The 22,680-nt window shown below is 31.1% G+C and carries 14 protein-coding genes and 1 pseudogene; 3 read left to right on the forward strand and 12 right to left on the reverse strand.

Going from position 1 to position 22,680, the window contains the following annotated elements:
- Positions 1–76: 76 nt before the first annotated feature.
- The 5 genes from BR66_RS0105385 to BR66_RS0105405 form a co-directional block, all read right to left on the reverse strand.
- Positions 77–1,660: a bifunctional metallophosphatase/5'-nucleotidase gene (locus BR66_RS0105385; protein ID WP_026882002.1), complete on the reverse strand. Its 1,584-nt coding sequence runs from the start codon at positions 1,658–1,660 to the stop codon at positions 77–79.
- 175 nt (positions 1,661–1,835) lie between these two features.
- Positions 1,836–2,633, reverse strand: coding sequence for an efflux RND transporter periplasmic adaptor subunit (locus BR66_RS0105390; RefSeq protein ID WP_026882003.1), 798 nt, complete (start codon positions 2,631–2,633; stop codon positions 1,836–1,838).
- Positions 2,633–3,340, reverse strand: coding sequence for an ABC transporter ATP-binding protein (locus BR66_RS0105395; RefSeq protein ID WP_026882004.1), 708 nt, complete (start codon positions 3,338–3,340; stop codon positions 2,633–2,635). Before BR66_RS0105395 ends, BR66_RS0105390 begins: the two co-directional genes overlap by 1 nt.
- Before the next feature lie 20 nt (positions 3,341–3,360).
- Positions 3,361–5,847, reverse strand: a complete 2,487-nt coding sequence (locus BR66_RS0105400) for an ABC transporter permease (protein WP_026882005.1) — start codon at positions 5,845–5,847, stop codon at positions 3,361–3,363.
- 266 nt (positions 5,848–6,113) lie between these two features.
- Positions 6,114–7,877 (reverse strand): MutS-related protein, encoded by a 1,764-nt coding sequence (locus BR66_RS0105405; RefSeq protein ID WP_026882006.1) that lies wholly within the window; start codon positions 7,875–7,877, stop codon positions 6,114–6,116.
- Between the two features lie 245 nt (positions 7,878–8,122).
- On the opposite strand from BR66_RS0105405, the gene BR66_RS0105410 reads away from it, so the two are divergent.
- On the forward strand, positions 8,123–9,004 hold the full coding sequence (locus BR66_RS0105410) for a metal ABC transporter solute-binding protein, Zn/Mn family (RefSeq protein ID WP_026882007.1): 882 nt from the start codon (positions 8,123–8,125) through the stop codon (positions 9,002–9,004).
- 35 nt (positions 9,005–9,039) lie between these two features.
- Here the strand turns inward: BR66_RS0105410 and BR66_RS23170 are convergent, their stop codons facing one another.
- The 3 genes from BR66_RS23170 to BR66_RS26220 form a co-directional block, all read right to left on the reverse strand.
- Positions 9,040–10,869 carry a type IA DNA topoisomerase gene (locus tag BR66_RS23170; protein WP_051624112.1) on the reverse strand — a complete coding sequence of 610 codons (1,830 nt, stop codon included), beginning with the start codon at positions 10,867–10,869 and terminating at the stop codon, positions 9,040–9,042.
- Between the two features lie 579 nt (positions 10,870–11,448).
- Positions 11,449–11,847 carry a hypothetical protein gene (locus BR66_RS0105420; RefSeq protein WP_026882008.1) on the reverse strand — a complete coding sequence of 133 codons (399 nt, stop codon included), beginning with the start codon at positions 11,845–11,847 and terminating at the stop codon, positions 11,449–11,451.
- Positions 11,837–15,892, reverse strand: a complete 4,056-nt coding sequence (locus BR66_RS26220; protein WP_084156348.1) for a TIM-barrel domain-containing protein — start codon at positions 15,890–15,892, stop codon at positions 11,837–11,839. The genes BR66_RS0105420 and BR66_RS26220 overlap by 11 nt, the downstream gene beginning before the upstream one ends.
- A gap of 517 nt (positions 15,893–16,409) precedes the next feature.
- Here BR66_RS26220 and BR66_RS25100 point away from each other — a divergent pair.
- Positions 16,410–16,915: pseudogene (locus tag BR66_RS25100) on the forward strand (DMT family transporter); the annotation flags it as partial.
- Between the two features lie 796 nt (positions 16,916–17,711).
- On the opposite strand, the gene BR66_RS0105445 reads toward BR66_RS25100, so the two are convergent.
- The 4 genes from BR66_RS0105445 to BR66_RS0105460 all read right to left on the reverse strand — a co-directional run bounded on the left by BR66_RS0105445 (position 17,712) and on the right by BR66_RS0105460 (position 21,436).
- Positions 17,712–19,172 (reverse strand): MDR family MFS transporter, encoded by a 1,461-nt coding sequence (locus tag BR66_RS0105445; RefSeq protein ID WP_026882010.1) that lies wholly within the window; start codon positions 19,170–19,172, stop codon positions 17,712–17,714.
- A gap of 343 nt (positions 19,173–19,515) precedes the next feature.
- A complete protein-coding gene (locus BR66_RS0105450; protein WP_026882011.1) occupies positions 19,516–20,256 on the reverse strand; it encodes a DNA/RNA nuclease SfsA in 741 nt (246 codons plus the stop codon).
- Positions 20,257–20,319: 63 nt separating this feature from the next.
- Positions 20,320–20,502, reverse strand: a complete 183-nt coding sequence (locus BR66_RS26370) for a hypothetical protein (RefSeq protein WP_026882012.1) — start codon at positions 20,500–20,502, stop codon at positions 20,320–20,322.
- Positions 20,503–20,797: 295 nt separating this feature from the next.
- Entirely contained in the window at positions 20,798–21,436 is a 639-nt protein-coding gene (locus tag BR66_RS0105460) for an oxygen-binding di-iron domain-containing protein (protein WP_026882013.1), read from the reverse strand.
- 105 nt (positions 21,437–21,541) lie between these two features.
- Between BR66_RS0105460 and BR66_RS0105465 the strand changes: the two genes are divergently transcribed.
- Positions 21,542–22,480, forward strand: a complete 939-nt coding sequence (locus tag BR66_RS0105465) for a helix-turn-helix transcriptional regulator (RefSeq protein WP_026882014.1) — start codon at positions 21,542–21,544, stop codon at positions 22,478–22,480.
- The last annotated feature ends 200 nt before the right edge of the window (positions 22,481–22,680 follow it).

The following is a 22,680-nucleotide window of genomic DNA, read 5'->3' on the forward strand; positions in this document are numbered from 1 at the left end:
AAGTTATTCAAAAAAACAAAGAAGTACATAGAGATTGATGTAAATCAAATCTATGTACTTCTTTTGTTTTTTCAAGTTAATCATGAATTACCTTCCAATTTTCGTTTACAGTGGCTTCAATAGTTCCTCTTGCTAATATATAATTTGCTATGAGTTCTGACATATCAATAGGTATGTCTTTCATTACAGGTTTATCTTTAAACATATAAAAATCTCCACCGCCACCAGCTCTATAATTATTCATTACAACGTGGTATTTTTTATTGAGCTCCATTGGTTTACCCAAATAATTTAATTTTGTAATACGATGACCAAAAGTTCTAGATATATTTATATCATATTCTATACCTTCCCACATGTCATAATTATAGTGCTGTGGTTTAGGAACCTCAAACTTTGGATTCATTTTTATACCCTCTCCGTCATAAATCTCAAAATATGATGCTGACTTTTCAAGTGCCGCCTTAATATCTTCACCTAATACCTCAATTACCTTTAACGTATTGGGATATATATAATTTGAAACAATATCTCTCATGGTAACTTTACTGCTAAATCCCTTAGAATTATTATCAAAAAGGGCCGTATTTGAAATTTCTGCACCTGAACTATCCATCTGAACTCGATTTATGAATTCAATTAAGGCGCTATCCTTAATTCTTATTTGAAAATAATCATGTACTTTCATATCTCCATTTATTTTTCCAATACTTGTGTCCAGCCAAACCTGAGTGTCATTTTCAACTTCTTCTACTATATCTTCTATTTTTTTATCTGATTGTTCTCCATCACAATAGATTAAATTAGAAAATTTTTCTACTACTCTCCACTTAGAATTGTGTTTTTCTAAAGATACTTCCACTCTACCTATTGCTTTAGCTCCACTTCCTGGCTGAACTACCACCACACCATTTATGATTTTATTTTCTATATATCTATGCTGATGCCCTGTAAGTAATACATCTATTCCTTCAACTTCCATGCACAACTGATATGCCTGATTTTCTCCCGTTAATTTTTCCCCAACTTCACCAGTTTGCAAATTCCTTTCGAAACCACCATGATATGAAACAATCACTAAATCCACTTTTTCATCTTGCTTCAAAATTTCAATCCATTTTTTAGCTGCTTCAACCACATCCAAAAAATTCAAATCACTTATTATATCTGGATTTTCCCAATTAGGTATATATTTTGTTGTAAGTCCAAGAATTCCAACTCTAACTCCTGTGCTGAATTCTTTTATTACATATGGCTTACCACAAAACGGTTCATTTGTAGCCTTAGCTAGTATGTTAGCTGAAAGCCATGGAAACTCTGACTGTTTTATTGCATTATCAAGGATCTTTCTTCCATAGTTAAATTCATGATTTCCAATGACACCTGCATCATATTTTAAATAGTTTAACACATCAATAATAGGATTAGCCTTTTTGTTGTCTATTTTTGCATAATAATATGTTAGAGGTGTGCCTTGAATCATATCTCCATTATCAATTAGAACAATATTCTCGTTGTTTTCTCGTTCCCTTTCAATTATGGTAGCAATCTTGGAGATTCCGCATTCCGCCGACTCATTATTTGCATAACTTATTGGTAAAATGTTCCCATGTACATCACTTGTCTCTAGTATAACTATTTTTGTTAAATTATTATTCAAATTTGTACATCTCCATTCTGTTACTTTACCCTATTATATCAAGCCTAGCTTTAGTATACAATACATTGAAATATAATTAATAGGGGTATTAACAGCATCATAATGCTATTAATACCCCATAATAATTATTTGCAGATCTTCGAAGTAAGATTATAATTTTTTAACTTGCCACTTGTCACTTACTTATCTGTACATCCACATTATAGTTTGGAAATAACTTTCCGTTATTTTGATCAATTGAAATATTTACTGGAATATATGTATCCCCATTCTTATCCAATACTGCAGTACTTGCTATACTTGTTATTTTTCCTGATAATTTTGCATTTGGATCTGAAGTTGGTATTATTTCAACTGGCTTTCCAACTGAAACGCTATTTATAAATTCTTCGCTTACTTTAGCCTGGACATATAAACTATTAAGATCTGCAATTGTTGCAATTCCACTAGCACCAGCACTACTTACTGTAGCTGAATTGCCGCTAACATCTGTGACTACTGCATTATCTATATCACTTACAACGTTATTGCCACTTATGTGATTCTCATTAGGCATAGCTTTTAATGCATTAAGTTCTGCCTCCTCTGAATCTATCTTATCCTGCTGTACTTTCTTCTGATCATCAGTTTGTAAGCTTGATTTAGTGTCTATATCAGCATCTATGGCTCTTTGTTTACTTGTTATTGTATAATTATAAATAGTCATATCTAGTGTTGCAAGTTTTTCTCCCTTTTTTACAGGTTGTCCTTGCTGAACATTTATTTTTGTAATTATTGGACTAGCCTCCGCACCAAAATTTAAATTTATACTTTCCACGTTAGATGATTGTACTGTTCCTGAAGCATCTACCATATTTGCCGTTTGCTTTGCTACTGGCTTTTTAACCGTAGTAGCTGTAGTTTTGCCACAAGACGTTAACGCCAATGCTCCTACCATTGTAATTATTATTATAGATATTTTCATCTTTTTCATTATTCTTCTACCACCTTTCCATCTTTTACATAAATGATTCTTTGTCCATAACTAGCTGCATCTGAAGAATGAGTTACTTGAACTATGGTCTTCCCATTTTCTAAATTTATTCTTTTCAAAAGTTCCATTACTTCCTGTCCAGTTTTACTATCCAAATTACCTATTGGCTCATCTGCAAGAATTACCTCTGGTTCATTAATTAAAGCTCTGGCAATTGCCACCCTTTGCTGCTGGCCTCCTGATAATTCTCTTGGTGTGTATTTTCTTCTATCCGTAAGACCAACCACGTCAAGAATATCATCAAGCTTTTTCCTATAGTCCTTAATTTTTTTTCCATCAAGAAGTATGGGTAGCATTATGTTATCTTCCACATCTAAATTTGGTATAAGGTTATAGAATTGAAACACAAAACCAACGTCTCTTCTCCTCATAATGCTTTTTTCCTTGTCTTTCATTACTGAAAGCTCTTTGCCAGCAATTTTCACGCTTCCACTTGTAGGGTTATCAAGTCCACCCAAAAGATATAATAACGTACTTTTTCCCGACCCTGAAGGTCCCATTATTGAAACAAACTCACCTTGTTTTATTGTAAGGTTTATATTTTTTAAAACTTCAACATTTTCTGTCCCCAGTTTATATGTCTTATTAAGATTCTCAGTTAAAATTATTGTTTCACCTAAACTTACTTGCTGCTGGGTAGCTTCCATACTATTCACTCCTAACTAATTTATTCATATTTTATTGCTTCTATAATGTTTAGCTTTGAAGATTTAATTGACGGTACTAGTGAAGATACCATTGTTATAAGAATACCTAGTATAAAACAAACTATAAATGTTGTAGGTTCATAAAACATTTCCATAGGGAAGTCTGCTGCCGCTAATAAATAGGGAACTATATTAGTCAATAATAGTCCTCCTATTATACCTATGGTTGCACCGATAATTCCAACAGAAAGCGCCTCCACAAACAACATTTTTCTTGTTTGTTTTTTACTCATGCCAACAGATGCCATCACTGCTAGTTGCCTCTTTCTTTCCATAAAACTTATAACAAAGTTATTTAAAACTCCAAAAGCACCAATAATTAATGCTATGATTGGAAACATTTTTATTAGCATTAGCATAGTATTATTTTGGGAAGCGTTTGTTGCCTCTATACTTGCATAAGTTCGTGCCTGTATTTGTTCACCTTTAAACTCATTTTTTATGGTTTTTACGACCTTATCAGAATTCCCACTGGTGCCTATAAGTATATTTGAAAAATCATTCACCTTAAAATCCTGTTTTATATACTTTTCTGATATAAGTGCCATTTTCCCATTGTCCATAAGTGTACTAAAGGTTCCTGATATTTTATAATTTTTATTTCCAGTTGGGGTTTGCAATGTTATTACATCTCCAACATTCACATCCATAGCCTTTCTAATGCTTTCTGTTATAACTATTTCTCTATTGTCGTATAAATTTTTTAGTATACTATTTTTATCTTGAAGGAAATTCATATTTATAAAGTCATTAAAACTATTTGGATTATAACCCCATATTTCATAAAGACTATTTTTTGTTGCACCTATATTTACATTTATATTTGTCGCTGTATAATTTCCATCGGCATTTGAAACTCCATTTGTACTTCTTATTTTGTCCAAAGCACCTTTTTGAATGTCACCAGATACCCAAACATCACATTTATACACGGCATATGCTTTTACCAACTCTTTTCCAAGGCTTGCACTAAGCACATTGAGCATAAATAAAGTAGATATTCCTATGGCTAGAAGTGAAATGTTATTTATTATATTTTTATTATTTCTAAGGTTTTTGGCTGCTAAAATCCCCTCATTTTTGAAAATCAAAGCATACACCCATTGAAGTATTATTACAAAAACATCAGTAATATACGGTACTAACACTACAACTCCTATTAAGCTTAATACCATACCAACCAAACCAACTATTAATATATCCTGCTTTAAAGTTACCATTGGTCCTATAAGACCAAATGCCACAAAAATACATGCCAATATAACCTTCCAAAATTTTTTCTTCTCCACTGTATCTACAGTATTTAGTACCACATCCTTAACCGAAAGTCTTGATGCTGTAATTATTGGTACTAATGCACTTAAATCCGATATAATTACAGCAAATGCAAATGCCTCTACCATAAGATTTACTGAGTAACTTATTGCAACTGGCACTCCCTGAGCTGCTACTGCCATACTTGCTATTTTTACTATGCCAATTCCTCCTAAAGTCCCAAATATTCCACCTATTATTCCATATATAATGCTTTCAAAAATAAGCACAAAGTTTGTTGTTAGCTTTGTAGCTCCTATACTTCTAAACGTACCTATTACAGGTAATCTCTCTACAATAATGACTTTAAAAACTGTATAAATAATAAATATGCTCATTCCAAGAACTATTATAAGCATTACTAGAAATGCGGTACTTATAGAACTCGTCTCTTCATCTATCTCTTTCATATTTATTGTTTCATTTACGCTGTAATTTTTATAATCTTTTGACAAAGATTTTATTATTTTATCCTTGTCTTGTGAATCCTTAGTCTTAATATAAATCATGGATGATTTACCTTTAGCATTGCTTAAATTTTGTGCTGCTACTTTTGGTATAACTCCGGTTACTCCTTGTGACTCCATTTGGAATAATCCCTGGGCCTTAGATACTCCAACTACTGTGAAAAATTCACTGCTTCCATGGATTATAATCTTAATTTTACTACCTACATTTAAATTATACTTTTGGGCAGTTTTTTCGCTTATTATTATCTTATTTCCCTCAAATGGCTTTATACCTAAGCTTTCCGATATATTTAAGGGATTCATAATGGTAATATCTTGGTAGTCCACACCAATTAGACTAAGGGATACTACATCATCCTTTGTATGTTCATATGAACCTGCACTGTTCATTTCACCAATTATGTAATCCAATTTGTTGCTATAAACTTCTGCCTTATTTGTTGTTAAGTAGGGTGATGGGGAATTTTGACCAGCGGAAATGGAAATTTCAGCACTACCATAATAGCTTTTATAACCGTTAATTTCACTTTGTTTTATTGTAGAAGCTATGCCACTCGCTGCGAAAAAAAGTGCAGTGGATGCCACAATAGAAATAACAATTAAAAAAGTTCTTAGTTTTTTTTCTTTTATTTTTTTCAATATAAATTTTAATATTATACTCACATTTTTATCCTCCTATGCTCTGAAATACAATTATTCACAAATTCTAATTTTTTAGTATTAGATTTGGATCACCTAATATTTCAACCTCACTATAATAGACGTAACTATCTTCCTCTATCCCATAAAAATATTAAAAATTTGTATTTTTAGATAAATTGTAGTATCTTTTATTAATTATAGAACATTATCTCTAAATATAAAGGTGACCACAGTCATATACCTCATGACTGTGGTCACCTATGCTTAATTTTTAACTTGTGAAGCTCTTAATTTTCAGCTTTTGAATTTTGTGAAATTGTTTCTTCAATTCTCCTGTTTGTATTTTCAATAATTTCATTTGGATATTTCAAATATTTTAGAAGTTTTACTGCGTTTCTAGTTCTACATACACCATCTTTTAATTTATAATCAAATACCAAACCTTCCTTATCCATATCTTCCGTAAAATAAAACATATCATAACTATCATTTAATTTATCCGTGAGTTCAATATCGTGTGTAGCAACAACAGCTAGTGAATTATGCTTCTCTAAATATCCTAATATCTCAATAGACGCATTAACCCTCTCTACAGGATTAGTACCCCTAAATATCTCATCAATTATGCACAGCAGTGGATAATCCTCTCCACCTTCCTCAATAATCCTTAGAAGTGCCTCTGCCTCCCTGAAATAATAGCTTTTTCCACTCATAATATTATCTTCTGGGCTTATGGATGTCATTATTTTAAAGAAACTAGCCCTATAAAATGAGGTAGTAGTCATATATATTGTCTGAGCTAAAATAGCATTTACCCCTATAGTTCTAAGAAAAGTTGATTTTCCAGACATATTTGAACCGGTTAAAATTATCCCTCTATTAGTCATGGTGATGTCATTTGAAACAGCATCACTAACAAGAGGATGGATCATATTTTTTGCCTCAAAGCGTCCATTTTCATTTGTAAATTCTGGGGTAGTATAATTTTCTAATCCCTCTCTATATGACGCAATGGAAAGTAGTGCATCTATTTCTCCAATACATATGTACAGTTTTTTTAAATCCTGCTGATGCTTTTTTATCAAATTTATACATGAAAAGAATTGATTTTCTTCAAACAGAAAAACCATATATAAAATATCACTAATACCTGTTTGGTCCATACCTTCAATTCTACCAATTCCAGCTGATTTTTTTAATATTGGTTCAACCTTTTTACTTAAATCACTAAGTAAATCTTTATATTCCTTAAATTCCACTTGGTTAAGTTTTGATATACTATTTGCAGCAGTTATAATTGCATTATTGTATCCTATGCAAGATACATATTGATATATATTTTTTTTGATTTTCATATGTAAATAAGGATTTACACAAACAACAATTATGAGTGGAAACAACAAGCTATATTCCTTTGTAAAAAAGAGAGCTCCACCAATTAGTATAGGAAGTATGGCTAAAATTCTGCATAATGTTTTGTATTTCATATCCACTTCAATGTCATTCCATAATAAATTAGGAACATGATTTTTCCTGACCCTATTAAGTTTTAAAAGATGCATTCCTAAATTGTTTCTAAATTGTTCGTTATTTTGAAATAATTTTATAATTGCATTTCTCTTCTTAAGTTTTACTTCATTAAATAAGGGCATTCTCAATGTTTTATATAACATTTCTTCCCCCGGTGAGGTTATAGTTCTATCCATAACTGTATATATCTCATTCATAGTTAAATCTGACCAAGTTTGATCATCTATACAAAATTCATCATTTGTTTCATCTTCTATGTAATCAAAAGTAAGCCTAATATTTTTAAAGTTTCTTTTCCTATCTACCTTTTCTCCCCATTCGTTCTTGAATTTTTTATTAAGTCCATGAAGAATGGATTTTTTTCTAATATACACACCTAAAATTAAAATTAATACTAATGGTACAAAAGCAATCATGTATAAATAACTTATATTTATTGAATAGCTTATAAGTATTAATCCTATAAAAATAAGTATAATAATAAATATATTAGTTATTACATTTATTCCTTGTTCCCCCACAAAACCAACCCCCTATTCTTAAATAAAGCGTCTTAAAGAAAATAGACTAGCAAATTTACTTGTTATTTTTTCCTAAGATACCTTATATTATTAAAATATTTATCATGTCATAAGGGAATAGTACGCCAAATGAATTTGCCTGTCAATAAGGATTTGTATAAATCTTCTTGACAAAAACCATATAATAGTATAAATTTAATGTAAATGCCACTGATTTGCATTTACATTAATATGAGGTGATATGTTTGCTAAAAAAAATAATACATACTATTTTGTTATTAGTATTGATCTTAACTTTATCAGCATGCAATAATAATAATAATAATGCATCCAATAACAAGATAAAGGTAGTAGTTTCCTTTAATGCTATGAAAGAACTTACCTATGCAGTAGGAAAAGACAAGGTGGACATTGAGACCATAACTCCTAACGGTCAAGAACCGCATGAATACGAACCCAAAGTAAAGGATCTTGGAAATTTAACTGATGCAAATGTTTTTGTATATAATGGTATGGATCTAGAAAAATGGGAATCAACTGCGGTAAATTCAGTTAACAACCAAAAACTAATAGCTGTTAATGCTTCAAGCGGCTTTAAACCCATCCAAACATCTAATGGTGCTTATGATCCCCATGTGTGGCTAAGCTTAAAAGGTGCTGAATATGAAGCTAATAAAATAATGGTTGCTCTTATAAAATCCGATCCAAAAGATAAAGCTTATTTTGAGAAAAATTATTCAGATTTTAAAACAAAGCTTGAGACACTATATAATGACTATAAAATAAAGTTTATAAATTCACCTAAAAAAAGTTTTGTAACTGGTCATGCAGCATTTAATTACCTATGTAGAGATTTTGATATAACACAAAATAGTGTAGAGGATGTATTTGCTGATGGAGAACCAAGTAGTCAAAAACTTCAAGACCTCATAGCATATTGCAAAGCGAATAAAGTTACTACTGTTTTTGTTGAAAATATGGTTAGTCCTAAAGTTACAAGCACCCTTGCTGATGCAGTAGGTGCAAAGGTTACAAAGATATACACCATTGAAAGTGAAGAAGATAATTTAGATTATTTACAAAGCATGAAAAAAAACTTAGCTAACATTTATATGAGTTTACAGTGAAAAGTAGTCCCCACCCTAAAGTGAGGACTACTTTTTTAATTTATAAATTCCATTTGCCAATTGTAGTATCCAGTTTTCTCATCCCTTACATATTTTAAATATGCTGAGTAAGTTGTTCCTTTTTTGCTCTTCAAGTTTCTAAATCCTACTTTCCCATTCTTAAGTAGCAATTCAACCATTGGTTTACTAACTATTTTCCCTAATGACGCAATAAATTTATCACTCTTCCAAATTGTAAAATTACATCCATTTTTCCAATTTGTGCATCCAAATGCCTTCTCATTTTCCACTACTGCATTGCCACATATAGGGCATATTCCTATACTTTCTTTACCTTCAGGTAGTTCCACCTTAAAGTTTTTTAACATAGAAGTATCTTTTTTTATGGCGTCTATTGCACTAATGGTAAATTCTTTAATCATGCTGAGGAAATCATCTTTTTTGAATTTCCCTCTTTCTATATCTGATAGTGTTTTTTCAAGCCTACCTGTATATTCTAAATCTAAAAGCTCTTTAGCCGGGAAGATTTCTACTAATGTTTTCCCAAGTTCTGTACATGTAAGACTTTTACCTTTTGCTGCTATGTATGAAGCATCTTTTAGCTTTTTAATTGTTTCTCCCCTTGTAGCTGGGGTTCCTATACTAAATCCACTTAGTATAGCAGCCATCATTTCCTCCGTATCTTCCTCATCCTTTTCATTTTTAAAACTTTTCCCACATGTCTCCATAACTCTTAAAAGTGTCTTTTCATTATGAAGTTTAGGTGGTTTTTTTGTAACTTCATTAACTTTTCCATCAACCACATCTACAATTTCTTTTTCTAATACCATGGGAAGAAGAGTATCTTTGCTTTCAATTTTTTCAGCAACGTGCCATCCTATAACTGTTTGAACTTTTCCTTTTGCTACAAAAGTCCCTTTAATTTCACTGTCATTAACTTTACATACAAGTTTAGTTTCCTCATATTCAGCTACCGGTAAAAATTGTATTATAAATCTGTTTTTCACTGCATTATACACAATTTCCTCATCTTTGCTTAATCCAGTTGGTTTCATATAGGTTGGAACTATAGCACTATGACTTTCTACCTTTGAATCGTCGAATATCCTTTTATTAGCTACGAACTTTATCTGACTTTCATAGGGTAATCCTTTTTTGATTACGTCTAATACCTTTTTTGTTCTCTCTTTTAAACTTTCCGATAATGCAATACTTCCTGTACGTGGATATGTAGTAAATTTTTTTTCATAAAGAGATTGTGCCACTTTTAATACTTTATCCGAAGTCCATCCCTTATATTTACTTGTCACATATCCTTGTAAATTAGAAAGGTTAAATAAAACAGGAGCATAATCTTTTTTCTTTTCTATCTGCTTTTCTATAATTTCCCCATTTTTATCTTTTAAAAGTTTAAGTATATTTTGTGCAACTTGTTTATCTTCAAATTTCTCAGTTTCATTTTCATAATAAAGCCCTTCGAATTCCTCATTATCTTTGGTTTTAAAGGTGGCTAATAATTTATAATAAGTAGATGCTTTAAAGTTTTCTATTTCTTTATCCCTATCATAAATAATTTTTAATGTAGGTAATAAAACTCTTCCTATGTTTAATATTTTCTTATCATTTGGCTTATACCTTAATGTGGCCACGGAGGTTAAATTTATCCCTATTATCCAGTCTGCCCATTGCCTGCCAATACCTGCATCTTGGAGAGATTTCATCTCTTCATTAGGTTTTAAATTTGCCATTCCTTTTTTTACTTCCTCTACAGTCCATTCATTGAGTAATATTCTAAATACAGGTTTTTTTTCATTGAAATATAAAAATATTTCATCTGCAATAACTTGACCCTCTCTTATGCTCACCTACATATATGCGTAAATACACCTTAACCCTTTAACTGATTGCTTTACAACACATATTAACCTATTTATTAATTTTACACTTCCATTATTTTTGTATAAATAATTACTCAATTTATTTTTCTTAATTTTTTACACACCTAGAGATATCATTCGTTTTATACCTATTGTATTATATATATAACTTAAATTCATAAGAGTAGATTCTCTGTATTTAAGTAGTCATATATATTTTGTTTAATTATAAGGTATTATTACTGATAACTTTAATAAATGTTTTAGTTGATATATCTACAATTCAATATATAGTAGATATGTTTACATGACTGAAATTTCAACTAACAGCTAGAACATATATTTTTTCAACCACAAATATAGTTTAACATACAAATAGTAATCAACACTCACCATATTTGTGTCATCTTTTTTTCAGTTTTGTGCAAATTATTTTACATTAACGAACAGTATAATTTAAGACAGCTTTATAATGTTGTTCCTCACCCTTATATTTAATACATATTATATGAATAATTGACAACAGCATTATTTTATATTTCAAAGCAAGAAACACTATGATAACTTTTATTGGATATCATAATAAGTATAAAATCCACATTTAGCAACAGTTTTTTTTACATGAAAATTAAAAGTCAATTTAAAAAGTTTAGTTTTTATAAAACTCTTAAATTCATCATACTCAAAAACTAAATCAAAATCATTATCAATTGAATAAACATACTTACCTTCTCTAAGATGCCCGCTAATTATATTATCAATTTCCACATCATCAAGTTCATTTGAAATAAAAACAAAATCTTCATCTATCGTAAATCTTGGATAAAATTTTGTAGAAGGGTATTTTTGCCCATCCCCCCGAAAAGGTGGAATATGCAAATTCGCATGTTTCATATATTGTTCAACAACTAAAGCCACATGATGGAATAAATATCCAGCATGTGGCTTTAGTTGTTTATGAAGCAATACTTACTTCTAGGTATGGTGAAACTATTAATTGTGGTCCATGATATTTAAGTGTTGTAATGTTATTGGCTCTAAATGTACCTTTAGATTGTGGAGTTAAAATCGGCAGTACTATTCCATTTTCAATATAGTAAGTAATCACCATATTGGATGACGTCAATGGTACACTCTGTGCAGTAATATAAGCAGCATTCTTAATTTTTGTACTTACCGCTAGTGTATCAGGATTTGACGTATACCATGTACCGTTTTCATACCACTTTTCACCGGTAACATCAAAGCCCGGTTGATTCACACCTGGATTCTGATTTTTACCGTCATTGAATATAACCTTTGCCGTAGACCAATTTTTAATAGTATAAGAATACCAACTGTTACCGTCACTATTCATTTTTACTCCTGGCCATGCTGGTGAAGTTAATACTTTTGAAGCATCATAATAATAAAGGTTAGGTGATCCCCAGCTACTTGGATTTTTATAGTGTACAGTTATGGAAACTGTTGATATATTTATAACATACTGTTCTGCATCCACTGAAGATTGATTACCTAGTGAATCTATTGCAATAGCCTTTAATGTTGTATTTGCATTAATTTTAATTGGTCCAGTATAGTTGGTGCTGGTTTTTGTAGGGGTTGTTCCATCTGTAGTGTAATAAATACTTGCTGCATAAGATGCTGTTAAATTTACCGTTTGTGGTGAAGTGTAAGTTCCGCCTTTAATATCAGCTGATACTGTCAACTGTGATAGACCAGATGGTGCACCTGACGTTATTGTACCTGCACTAAAGGTTGATGTTCCTGCATTGAAAATATAATTGTTGCCTCCATTATTATCCCAGTGCCCGCTACCATCATTAAAACATACTTCTGCTGAAGTAGCTGTTCCAATATTAAGAGTGGCTTTGGCATAGCCAGCTATCTCGGAATCCAACATTTTATCACCCGGTGGAGTAGTCCATGTTCCTCCGCTAGGTCTCCAATGTATATATGGAGTTGTATAACCTTTTTTATAATAAATAGTTACTCCATTTGACCAATTGGGATTTCCAGGAATTATAGATCCAGTGCTATCATTATAATAGTCTCCTGCACCTACAGCTTGACCTAGCGAAGAAGGTTTCCAAGTTACTTCGTTATCATCTGAGTATCTAACTACTGGTGTTTTTACATCTGTAGGAAATGCTAAGTGACTCATAAATTGTCCATCCTTCACACCATATTTAGGCATTAGAATATCGCTACTCCAGTTTCCATTGTCATCTTCATATTGAAGCTTTACTTGATTATTTGTTGTAGTTCCAATATATAAATTTGTTGTGTTAGTTTTTGGTGCTCCAGTAGTAACTGTTCCATCATTTGCAATGGTACAAATGTCACTTGTAACAGGCAAAGAAACTCCTTCATCAGATGGCTTATTTACTGAACCGTCTGAATAACGTACTTTTACTGGGTAGGAGCTTGTTAAAGTATAGTTCAAATCTGTTTGAAAATATCCTATTTTATCTGATTTGGTCATTGCTTGTGATGAACCCCAAGTATTACCATTATCCAAACTATATTGTAAATTTACACCACTTGCTGAATCTCTTACATACACTGTTGTCTTTTTTGCTGTTTCTTGGTTAAAAGTACAAGGTGCTACTATACTTTTTATCTGCCCTGCTGCCACTTTAACATAAACAACAGCCCCATAAACATCAGTACCTACTGCATAACCGTCTCCCGTTGCATTTTTTAACGCATCTAAATTAGTATATTGTGAAACCACTTGTCCACCAACTGTTACGGCCCCAGTTGATTTTACATGTAATTTTACTATATAATTTTGCACATCCGGAGTATAACTCCCTTGTTTTTGCGAAGCATTAAACTGAACTGACTTCCAATCATTACTTCTTTGCAGTGTAAATTTTTGCCCAAAGTAATTTCCACTTTTATAGTCGTAAGTATTACCATCATCGTCATAATAATTAAAGCTTGTTGGTTGAACGTCAGGAAAAGCATCCACATAAATATTAGTCATTTTCTTTTCCCCAACATAGTTTTCATAATCCTGTGAAGGAATAATTGCACCACTCTTAATAAATAATGGTACATCCTGCCAACTTGATGAATCTATTGGATAATTTATAGTCTGACCACCAGTATAGGTTGTTCCTTTAAAATAATCTATCCAGTTTCCTTCTGGTAGATAAATGCTTTTTGAAGTTTGTCCTTGTGTTACAACTGGTGATACCAGTAACGAATCTCCAAACATCCAAGATTCTTTATCGTTTGCAGCATTAGGATCATTAGGATATGCCATCATTAAGGATTTTATTAAACCTATACCTGTATCCGAAGCTTGTTGATCATATTTATAAATATATGGTATTAAAGTGTACCTTAATTGCATAATCTTCTTTGCTGCTGCTTCTGCGGTAGTACCATAATTCCAAGGATAACGTGCCATACTTGGAGTTGTAACCTTGGTGCCATGAACTCTGAATATTGGTGTAAAGGCGCTAAATTCAAGCCATCTTGCATAATTTTCAGGACTTGGTTGACCATTAAAGCCGCCAGTATCCATGCCCCATTTAGCTTCTCCAAGGTTTACAGCCGAAAGCATTCTTTCACGCTGATTTGCCATAGTGTCAAAACCAGATCCTATATCACCAGACCACATACCATAACCATATCGTTGTGCCCCAGCATAATAAGTTCTATTAAGTGACCAAACTCTCTGATTAGTATACGCCGTTTGACCATCATAGAGGGATTTTTGCATATTCATATTGTCAAAGTTCCCAAATCCATTATCCCCATCACATTCATCATTCCAAAATCCTACTATTCCTTTGTCAAAAGCATCTTGTGTATGATTCCAAAACCATGTTCTTACACTAGGATTCTCATAATTTAAACTTTGCATTGGTACATTTGCGCAATAATCATTTTTAGGACTACTTCCTGGAAGCCATCCATTCATTGCTGTAATAGCTGTTGCTTGAACTGATGGCACTAATATTCTGGGTTTCATAATTCCTGTTAACTTAATACCTTGAGAATTCATAGTCTTTTTTAGTAGTCCAGATTCTGAATCTGGAAAGTTAGTAGTATTCCACTTAAATTCGCCATAGTTATCTGAACCCCACTGTTTCCAGTCAAAATCCAAGCAAAAGTTATCTATAGGTATTTGTTTTGACCTATAAGTATTTATAACATCTGTAAGTTGTTGTTCATCTGTCTTTGTAGTATCTGGCCAGCCCCATTGAGTATTAGTGAACCCTGTAGACCATTTAGGTGACATAGGTGATTTTCCTGTAATATCAGACTCAGAGGATAGAATATCTGTAGGATTTCCTACCATAACATAATATTCTGTATTTTTCTTTGAAATTCCACTATAACCAAGGCTAGTGTCTCCGAGCGAAATTTTTCCTCCATCTGAATCTACCAATACACCATATCCATTATTACTCCACACAAATGGTGACCCACAATGACCTTGTGTACCAGCTTGAACATTTATAGTACCAGTTCTTAGCATCCCTGCGGAAGAATTGTCTCCATTAGTATAACCACTTATACCATAAAAATCATCTCCAGAATTGTGACTAAATGTTACTCCATTACTAGGAAGAGATGTTTGCTTTATAAGCAGACCATTTGAAGAATCATACACAGAAACACCTAAATCTGATTTGCTTATCTTTACTATCATTTTGCTTGTAGTGATAACCATGGGATCTGATATAATATCAATAGATTTTGTATTTCCCGTACTCCAGCTCTTATTAGGGTCAATGACTTGAGTTTCATCACTTGATGCTCCATTAGGCATATAATCAACTTTAAGAATCTGAGGTTCACATACTTGAATAATGTATTGATCTGAACCGTTTGGAATTGTAATTGTATCACCGGTTACTGTAATATTTCCGCCTACTGCCGCATTTACTTTTACATTAGAAATAGACGTAAAATTACTAAATACTAAGGTGATAACAATAAACCAATACATTATTTTTTTAAAACATGTACGTCTTTTATTATTAACCATATTATTCTTACCATCCTTTCACCTTAAAAATTTACGTTATTAATAATCCTTGTAATTTCGTACTAACAAATAATATATTAACAAAGCATTAAGGCACTACTCTTTTAGGTACTACTTTTAGTCTCATTTTCATTATAAGTTACCCCCATATATATTTTTTCTAGCTTTTCAATAAGTACAAATCACACTCCTTTAACATTAACTTATACAAGCGCAAACGTTTTCATAATTGTAATCAATTTCACTATACCATATTTGTACCATAATTAGAATATATTTCTTTATAGGGTATTTTTGCCTCCCCCCATAAAGGTGGAATAGGCAAATTATCTAAAAGAACTTCTTTAAATATTCTATCCCTAATTCCAAATCACTCGTTTGCATAACTTTTTCAATGGTTCCCATTTTTAATTCTTCTGCCAATGTTAAAATATCGGTTAATCCTTTTTTCCATAGTTCTACTTGCACTTGTAGGCGATCTATTTCCTTTTGATTTGCGATTGTTAATGTTTCTTCCTGTTGGGGATTTGAAAATAACTGCACAAGAAAGCTATCTGTAAAAGATCCCTTAGAAATTGTTGTCATAAAGGGATTTGGTTCTGGAATTGGAGCTTTACTAATTGCATTTGCATTAGGTGAACACATAAATAATATTCCTTATATTTTAGCAGCTCTCCTACTTGGATTCTTTGCTTATGGATTAAGTATATTCTTTTATATCTATGCTCAAAGAGACTTGGGAGCAGCAAGAACAAGTGCTTTCTATGCTATAGCACCATTTATAGGTGTGGGGTTATCATTGCTAATTTTCAAAGAAATACCAACATTTTCATCTGTTATTGCTTTAGTCATTATTATTATAGGTACTTATTTTGCTTCAACAGAAGAGCATACTTATAAACATAGTTATACTGTAATATCTCATGAGCATAGTTTTATCATGATGATGGTTATCATAACCATAGTCACGATAAAACTATTATAGGAAATCATATTCATACTCACAAGGAATGTACTAATTAACATAAATCCAAACATGATATTGAACCATATCGTTATTAAGTGTGCCAGTAGCGATTTTAGGTTTTCTCAAAATTTCATCTTTGGAATTATCTCTATAATATTATGAGATAGAGTTTTAGTAAAAGAATAACACTATTAATACTTAAAAGACGCTATAGCTGACAATGTTATACGCCTTTTTTATTTTAAAATGCTTATGAGAATCATCATATTGAAATTACTTTGCCCAAGGGGCACGGCAACGATGCGTGTAAAAAACAGTCTCAATACAGCATTTACCATTTTTGATGAAATGTAAATCAAAAATAGGACTACTATTTTGTGGCTGTTATGGCGTAATTAAAGAACATTGTGCTCATAACTTAATTTTTCGATGTTATAAGATTTGCTTTAACAAATTCAACTCCACTGTCTATTACGTAATTTATGATTTTGTAAAAATAATCTGGATAAACCTTTTCTGTTTTTTCATGGTCATGAACTAAATAATATTATATGCATTTTGTGCAAGAAGTGGTCCACCTAATTTCGGTTTATCATCGTGTATTTGATTGAGAATATGATTATAAGTAAATCCATTATTATATTCTAATTGATATTCTCCAAAATCCCGTAGTAAATACATTGATTCCTTTTAAGAAAATCAATGTATTTGCTGCGGCTTATTGTTTTGTTTTTTAAAGAATTAATCTTTTTATATATAATTACTAAAGTATTACAATAATAATGGTAGGCGTTTTTATGACAAAAGCAAACAAAAATTATTAATAAGTATATCAAGCATATAATATAACATTTATGCTGTGGTTTTATCCATCCCTGCTATTTTAGGCATTATTATTGATAAAATTAGTGATAGGCTGGATATGACTATAAATATTATAAACACAACATGCAAAGAACTATTTATGGAAAGCTTTATCTGCTCACCGGTTAAAGCATTATTATATGCAGAAGACTTATATAAATTACTCGGGTCTACCCCTTTTATGCCTAACTGAGTAAAATATTTAATTATATATAAGTTAAATATACTTCCAAATACACTTACACCTATTGTTTGCCCTAAGGTCCTAAGCAATGAATTGGTAGCAGTTGCAGCACCTCTTTTGTTATATTCCACGGACTCTTGGATAATTATAGTTAAGGTAGTAAAAGCTCCCCCAAATCCCAAACCTATTATGAAAACATATATTAATACTAATATTAATGGAGAATTTATGCCTAACGTAGGCAGTAATATTGTACTAATAAGTAAAACAGCATTAGATATCAGTATTACTGCTTTTCCTCCATACCTTATAGAGCACTTTCCTAAAACTACCGAAGCTATAAGCCAAGAAATTGACATTGGAAGCAGAGCTAATCCTGATATCTTAGCATTAAAGCCTAGTATATTTTGTATATATATTGGCATATAAACATTTGCACCTATCATTATTGCTGAGATCAGAAAACTTATTAAATTTACAATTGTGCTCCTCTTTGTAAATATGTCAAAAGGAATAATTGGCTCTTTTGCTTTTCTCTCTATTTTATAAAATGCCAATAGTAATATAATAGTTATCAGTACCGATATTACAATAAATATATTATGATTGAACTTTATATTTTCAGTTGATAGAAAAATATTCATAAATATAATCATTGCCATTGATAAAGTAATAACTCCTGCAAAATCTATGTTATGTTTTTTCTTCTCAAAGGTTTCTTTTAGATTTCTTTGAATAAGTATAACTGATAATATTCCAAAAGGAATATTTATAAAAAATATCCAATGCCAAGACAGCATATCAATTAAGGTTCCACCCAAGAATGGACCTACAAGACTTGCAATTCCCCATACCGCACCTAAACTTCCTTGAACCTTCGGTCTTTCCTCCAGAGTAAAGACATCTCCAACAATTGTATATGTAACTGTAAATATTGCTCCAGCACCCAACCCCTGAATCGCACGGAATCCAATCAGCATATACATAGTCTGTGATAATCCACACAAAATACTTCCAATTAAAAATATTATTATTCCGATTGAAAGTATATTTTTTCTTCCATATAAATCTGACAACTTCCCATATATAGGTGTAGAAATTGCAGAAGTTAAGAAATATGCTGAAAAAACCAAACTAATAATTCCAAATCCCTGTAAATCCTTTACTATAGTTGGAACAGCTGTAGTTACAACCGTTCCCTCAACTGCTGCTAAAAACATTGCTACCATTAATGCTATTACTATATTTCTCTTTCTTGAATCCATTCTTTAAATCACTTCCTTATCAAATTTTTTGGTTACATTCACTAATCAGATTTTATATATATTAAGCTATTTATAGACATAATAATAAACTCAACTTTCTACTCATTAATTAATGTTCAAGAGTTGAGGTCTTAAATAATCGAGAAAATAACTTGCTTCTTTGTATTATTAGTAGGGTCTCAATCATCTTTTCGATCACTATATCAGCTATAGTTTTATACATGGTTCATATCCAGTAAACTCAGGTTTTATTTCCATAAGATCATTTATCAGTTCTTACCTTAGTTGATCGTTTGTGAAACCATCATAGTAAATAAAAACAGAGAATTGTTTTTTATTTATTTTAAACTTCTCTCTTAAAATATCGTACTAATTGAACACCTTCTGGCTTGATTTCAAAATTAGCCTGCCACGTCTCAACACCTAATACAATACTTCTATCTACTGCTACTTTTACTTGTTCATAGTTCGTACTTTTCTCAATTATCTCAAAACCAGGATTATCATAAATAAAACATGTTAAAAGAATAGCTCTTTGATGACTTTGAAGACTCTTTCCTAATTCTGTTATATGTTTTACAAACCTATCAGTAGAGCTAAATGGAGTAACTTTTTTCGTTTTTATATACTCTGGATATTCAACCTGCAAATGTTGAAGTGGTGTTTTTACTTCAACATAGGTGTTTCCTACAAGAAAATCAAGTTTAGATATACCAAGGACTTGTTCTCTTAAAACCTCATTTTCTGTCCCAACCATCTCTATAAATCCTCCATTTACAAGATAATGCTCTACATAACGATTTGCTGCATTTTGATTAATACCAATCCATGACTTATTACAGTCTTCTAGGCGATTCAAAGATACTGCTTCTACTGTATATGGAGTTTTTCGTTTAAGATCACTGCTTTTTGAAAGCAAACAAGGCAGACCACTAACATCTAGATTACCTATTCTTCCTGTTGTTGGACAATGACAATTAGTAATTTCGCCATTAATCTCACAAATTATAATAAACTGACCTTTTCTTTTTACAATTACACCTTCCACTAGCGGTTCATTAAACTTAAAATCATATTCCTTCATAATCTTCCCTTTCTATATTCCTATACTAAAATTCTTATTTAAGCAAGCTCATTTAGCTACATATTATTTGCAGTTTACGCAAAATCCGTGTCCTACATCTATAAACTCTGGTTCTATTTCTTGTAAACTATTTTTTAATTCTACGAGTTTATCTCCACTCGGAATTGATTGCATATTTATTGCCTCTACTTCCTCTTTCCATGTACTATCAATTGTCTCACCAAGAGCATCACCAAATCTCAACATTAAATCACTACTGAAAAAAATTTTCCTAGTTTCTTCATAAAAAACAATACTATTCTGAAAATGTACCTCTGATAGATAGCGAAAAAATTTAAATGAAAAACCATTACCAATTTATACTTCTCCATGTTTTTTAAGTCAATAAAGGTTGTTATCCAAGAGAAATTAAAAGCTGATTCCTTTACAATTTGGGAATCAACTTCTAATTAATAATTACCTCCACTTTTCTAATGTTTTTTTATAGTAAAGTTCTAATTATTTAAAATATTCTGTTACTATCTTAGAAAGTGTTAATTTCCTATTTACAGTTTACACAAAATCCATGTCCTACAGCTATAAACTCAGGTTCTATTTCTTGTAAAGTATTCTTTAATGCTGCTAGTTTATTTTCATTAGGAATTACTTCGATATTTATTGCTTCTACTTCCTCTTTCCAACTACTATCAATTGTCTCACCAAGAGCATCACCAAATCTCAACATTAAATCACTACTGAAAAATATTTTTCTACTCTCTTCATAAAATACAAGACCATTTTGAAGATGTACTTCTGATGGATAGTCAATAAATTTAAATAAAAAATCATTACCAGTTAATACGTCTCCATGTTTTTTAACTTGAATTTCTCCTGTATAGCCATATCCTGGTAATTCACGAGCGCTAAGTTCTGAACATACTGTAATTACATTTGGATATTCCTTTTGGAATACTGATAATCCGCCACATTCATCAGACTCTATGTGTGGGAAAAGAATATATTTTAGCTCTTTTCCATTCAATAATTCTTTAATTTCAGGTAATATTAATTCTGCTTGTTGCATAGTACCTGTGGATATTAGCACCGGTTCCTCTGATAAAAGTAAATATTGATGAAGTGTAAAATGTATAGGTGGAATATACATAGAAAATTGATATAAATCCTTAATTATTTCTGTCATTTTTAATTTCCCCTTTCTCTTTGTAAATTTATTATATCATATTATCTTGACACCATTATGTCATGATTATATGATGTAATAAAAGAAATTTAGAGGTGAGTAATTTTGAAAATAGAAAGATTAGTATCAATTATTATGATATTGCTTCAGAGAAAAAAAATTAGAGCACCTGAACTTGCAAAAATGTTTGAAGTAAATCTTAGAACAATTTATAGAGATATAGAAACGATAAATCAAGCTGGTATTCCTATAATTACTTTTCGTGGTCCAAATGGTGGCATTGGTATAATGGAAGAATATAAAATAGAGAAAAAACTTTTTACTCTTTCAGACATCACTGAGTTATTAATTGGTCTTAAAAGTATTCATTCAACTATGTCTAGTCAGGAGCTTCTTAATACCATTGCAAAAATTAAGGGATTGGTTTCTAAAGATGAAATTCAACAAGTTGAGGAAAAAACAAATCAAATTAAATTTGATCATACACCTTGGTTTGCCAATGAAAGAATAAAGTTAAGCCTTGAAAAAATCAAAACTGCCATTAATGAAAATAAATTTATTTCTTTTAAATATTTTGATCGTTTAGGACAAAAAAGCAAAAGGAAAATCGAATCTTATAGATTGGTATTAAAAAATTCGAGCTGGTATATACAAGGATACTGCACAATGAGAGAAGATTTTCGAATCTTTGAAGTTTCTAATATGTCTTCACTTGAAGTTCTTGAAGAAACATTTATGACTAGAGATTTTGATTACGATTCCCAGGATATTTATTTTAGAACTGATAGAGAAACTATTACCCTTAAACTTCTTATTCACGAATCACTTTTAGATATTATGGTTGAATTCTGTGGTAAAAATAATGTTACACTTTATAAAGATAATAAATATATAGCTTATCTCCCTTTTGTTGAAGATGATTATTTTTATAATATGATTCTTCGCTTTGGTGATAAATGTGAATGTTTAGAACCAGAACATGTTAGGATTGAGATTATAAGAAAAATAGAAAAATTATTGAGTATATACAAAAAAACCACCTAAATAAAACTCTGTATTTAGGTAGTTTAACTAGATAAATACATTCCGCAATGATTAAAATAGCTTGTTATATTTTAGTAAACAATATTAAATATAATAGAGGGTCAGCTGTACCCCCCAAGGCAAAAACCTTTAGAGTATAAAAAATTAAGAACTTCATGATTTTTAAATCCTTAGCGTATAATTTCCGTATTTTGCTGCCG

Source organism: Clostridium akagii DSM 12554 (genome assembly GCF_000686725.1).
In the GTDB taxonomy this organism is placed as follows: domain Bacteria; phylum Bacillota; class Clostridia; order Clostridiales; family Clostridiaceae; genus Clostridium_I; species Clostridium_I akagii.

What these genes read in the sequence shown, in the direction of transcription:
- BR66_RS0105450 (WP_026882011.1), bottom strand. Translation starts at nt 20,256, where the DNA reads ATGAAGGAATATGATTTTAAGTTTAATGAACCGCTAGTGGAAGGTGTA.
- BR66_RS26220 (WP_084156348.1), bottom strand. Translation starts at nt 15,892, where the DNA reads ATGGTTAATAATAAAAGACGTACATGTTTTAAAAAAATAATGTATTGG.
- BR66_RS0105395 (WP_026882004.1), bottom strand. Translation starts at nt 3,340, where the DNA reads ATGGAAGCTACCCAGCAGCAAGTAAGTTTAGGTGAAACAATAATTTTA.
- BR66_RS0105445 (WP_026882010.1), bottom strand. Translation starts at nt 19,172, where the DNA reads ATGGATTCAAGAAAGAGAAATATAGTAATAGCATTAATGGTAGCAATG.
- BR66_RS0105390 (WP_026882003.1), bottom strand. Translation starts at nt 2,633, where the DNA reads ATGAAAAAGATGAAAATATCTATAATAATAATTACAATGGTAGGAGCA.
- BR66_RS26370 (WP_026882012.1), bottom strand. Translation starts at nt 20,502, where the DNA reads ATGTTGAGATTTGGTGATGCTCTTGGTGAGACAATTGATAGTACATGG.
- BR66_RS0105460 (WP_026882013.1), bottom strand. Translation starts at nt 21,436, where the DNA reads ATGACAGAAATAATTAAGGATTTATATCAATTTTCTATGTATATTCCA.